Source organism: Microbacterium sp. Bi128, from assembly GCF_918698205.1.
Genome location: NZ_CAKKMM010000704.1, coordinates 1 through 2,611, shown reverse-complemented (window position 1 = coordinate 2,611; position 2,611 = coordinate 1). Strand labels below are relative to the sequence as shown.

Annotated in this window: 2 protein-coding genes; both read left to right on the top strand. The window is 72.2% G+C overall.

Features of this window, described 5'->3' with window-relative positions; genetic code table 11:
* Window positions 1-1,370 (top strand): FAD-binding oxidoreductase (locus tag LQV45_RS25120; protein WP_308288928.1); only part of this gene is annotated, 1,370 nt, incomplete at its 5' end.
* The gene (locus LQV45_RS25115; RefSeq protein WP_138178308.1) at window positions 1,367-2,146 is read left to right on the top strand and encodes a creatininase family protein; all 780 of its coding nucleotides are present in this window, start codon (window positions 1,367-1,369) and stop codon (window positions 2,144-2,146) included. The genes LQV45_RS25120 and LQV45_RS25115, both read left to right, overlap by 4 nt.
* The last annotated feature ends 465 nt before the right edge of the window (window positions 2,147-2,611 follow it).

Here is a 2,611-nt window from a genome sequence, read left to right as displayed (position 1 = left end):
CCACCCCGGCATCCACCCACCCGCGTCACCCGGAGACACCCATGACCGACACCGCCACCCGTGTCCTCTCCCTCGAGGACGAGCTGCTCGACCTGCTGGGTCCCGCCGCCGTCAGCACCGAACCGCGTGTGCGCGAGCGCGCCAGCACCGACGGCTCGCCGATGTCGCCGATCATCGCGGCCAAGCTCCCCCTCGGCCTCGCCGACCTCGTCGTCTTCCCGGCGGATGCCGAGCAGATCGCGATCGCCGTCGCCGCCGCCGCGCGCCACGGCGTTCCCGTCACCGTGCGCGGCAAGGGCACCGGCAACTACGGCCAGGGCATCCCGATGCACGGCGGACTGGTCATCGACACCACCCGCGCGAAGGCCATCGTCGAGGTCGGCGACGGCTACATCACCGCCGAGGCGGGCACCCCCATGGTGCTGCTCGAGCAGGCCGCGTGGGCCGCCGGCCAGGCCCTCTGGATGTACCCCTCGACCGCGCAGTCCACCCTCGCCGGCTTCCTCTCGGGCGGCTCCGGCGGCACCGGCTCGATCGAGCACGGCTCGAACGACCGCGGCTTCGTCGCCGCGCTCGACGTCGTGCACGCCGACGGCAGCGCCGACATCCTCCACGTCGAGGGCGACGAAGCCCAGAAGTACGTGCACAACTACGGCACGGCGGGCGTCATCGTGCGCGCCACGGTCCGCCTGGAGCCGCTGCGCGAATGGCGCGGGCTGTGGGCGAGCTTCCCCGACTATGCCGGCACCCTCTCGGTGCTGCAGACCATCGGCAACCTCGAGCCGGCCCCGCGTCTGGTCTCGGGCGACGGGCCCGAGATCTCGGCATCCCTCCCGCCCGACGAGGCCATTCCGGCCGGCCGGTCGAGCCTGCGCACGATCATCGACGCGTCGCTGATCGACACCGTCACCGCGATCGTCGAGGGCGCGGGCGGCCGCGTCGAGGCGGTGCGCGAGGGGCCGCAGGCCAGCATCCGCCTGTCGATGCTCAGCTACAACCACCCGATCGAGTGGTACCAGAAGAGCCAGCCGCACGAGGTGTTCCACCTCGAGGTGGCCGGGATGCCGCTGACCGAGGCCGTCGACGCCGTCGAGGCGGTGTTCCCCGGGGGGAAGCTGCACGTCGAATCCACGCGCGAGCACCCGATCGGCATGCTCGCCGCGCCCTACGTGAGCGAGGACGAGGTGTACGCCGGCATCGCCGCGCTCAACGCGATCGGCGTGGGCGTGCACAACCCGCACCAGTGGAACGTCGACTTCAACGTCGAGCAGACCGCCGAGACCGCTCGCGTGACCGACCCGCACGGGCTGCTGAACCCGGGCAAACTCGACCCGACGTACGCGGGCCCGCGCAAGGGAGCGATCCGATGAGCCGCCTGCTCGCCGAACTCAGCGGCCCCGCGGCCGCCGAGGCCCTCACCTCTGAGTCGATCCTCGTGCTGCCCACGGGCGCGATCGAACACCACGGTCCGCACCTGCCCCTGGCGACGGATGCCATCGTCGCCGAGGCCTCCGCCACCGCCGCCGTCGCGCGGGCCGCGGCGATGGGCCTGGACGTCTGGCAGCTGCCGACCCTGTCGATCACGAAGTCGGACGAGCATTCGTGGGCGCCGGGCACGCTGTGGCTCACGCCCGAGACGATGATGCAGACCGTCGTCGACATCGGACGGTCGCTGATGACGACGCGAGCCCGGACGCTCGTGTTCCTCAACGGCCACGGCGGCAACGTCGCGCTGCTGAACGTCGCGAACCGGGAGCTGCGCCGCCGCTTCGGGCTGCGCACGTTCTTCATGCCCGCCGCGCGCGTGCCCTCGTTCGACGGCACCGACGGCGGCCCGGACGAGCACGGCACCGGCATCCACGCCGGGCACGGCGAGACGAGCATGATCATGCACTTGCGCCCCGAGCTCGTCGACGCGTCGCAGTTCGAAGCCACCGTGCCCGCGCACATCGGCGACTTCCGGCACATCGGCTTCAATGGCAAGCCCGTGACCTTCGGCTGGCTCTCGAACGACTTCGGCCCCACGGGAGTGCTCGGCGACCCGACCGGCGCGAACGCCGCCCACGGCGCCGAGCTGTTCGAGCAGAGCGTCTCGTTCGTCGTCGAGGCGCTGGAAGAGATCAGCCGATTCGACTACACCGCGTGAGCGGGCTGCGGCTCGGCCCGCCGGTGTCGCCGGGGCGGGCACAACTCCTGCATATCCGGCGTATCGGGGCGCCGGGACCGTTGTCGGCGCGAAGGTGCAGGAGTTGTGCGCGACGCCGCTCGCGCGCCGGCGCCACCGCCGCAGCACAACTCCTGCGGGAGGTGGGCTCCAAGGCTCCGGAGGCCGCGTACGGCCGGTCGTGCAGGAGTTGTGCGCATCGGGGCGCCAGATCGGCAGCGACAGCAGAACTCCTGCACAACCGGGTCGCGGCCGCCGCGACCCCCCGGCATCCACCGTTCCGCAGGAGTTGTGCCCGGCCGATCTCCCCGCGCGCCCACACGGCACAACTCCTGCGCATCCGACGCCTCGGCACGCCACGGCCCTTGCGGCCCGGAACCCGCAGGAGTTGTGCACGACGCCACCGGACCGCCGCCCCCACCGCCCCCCCCCAACTCCTGCACCCTT

What these genes read in the sequence shown, in the direction of transcription:
- LQV45_RS25115 (WP_138178308.1), top strand. Translation starts at nt 1,367, where the DNA reads ATGAGCCGCCTGCTCGCCGAACTCAGCGGCCCCGCGGCCGCCGAGGCC.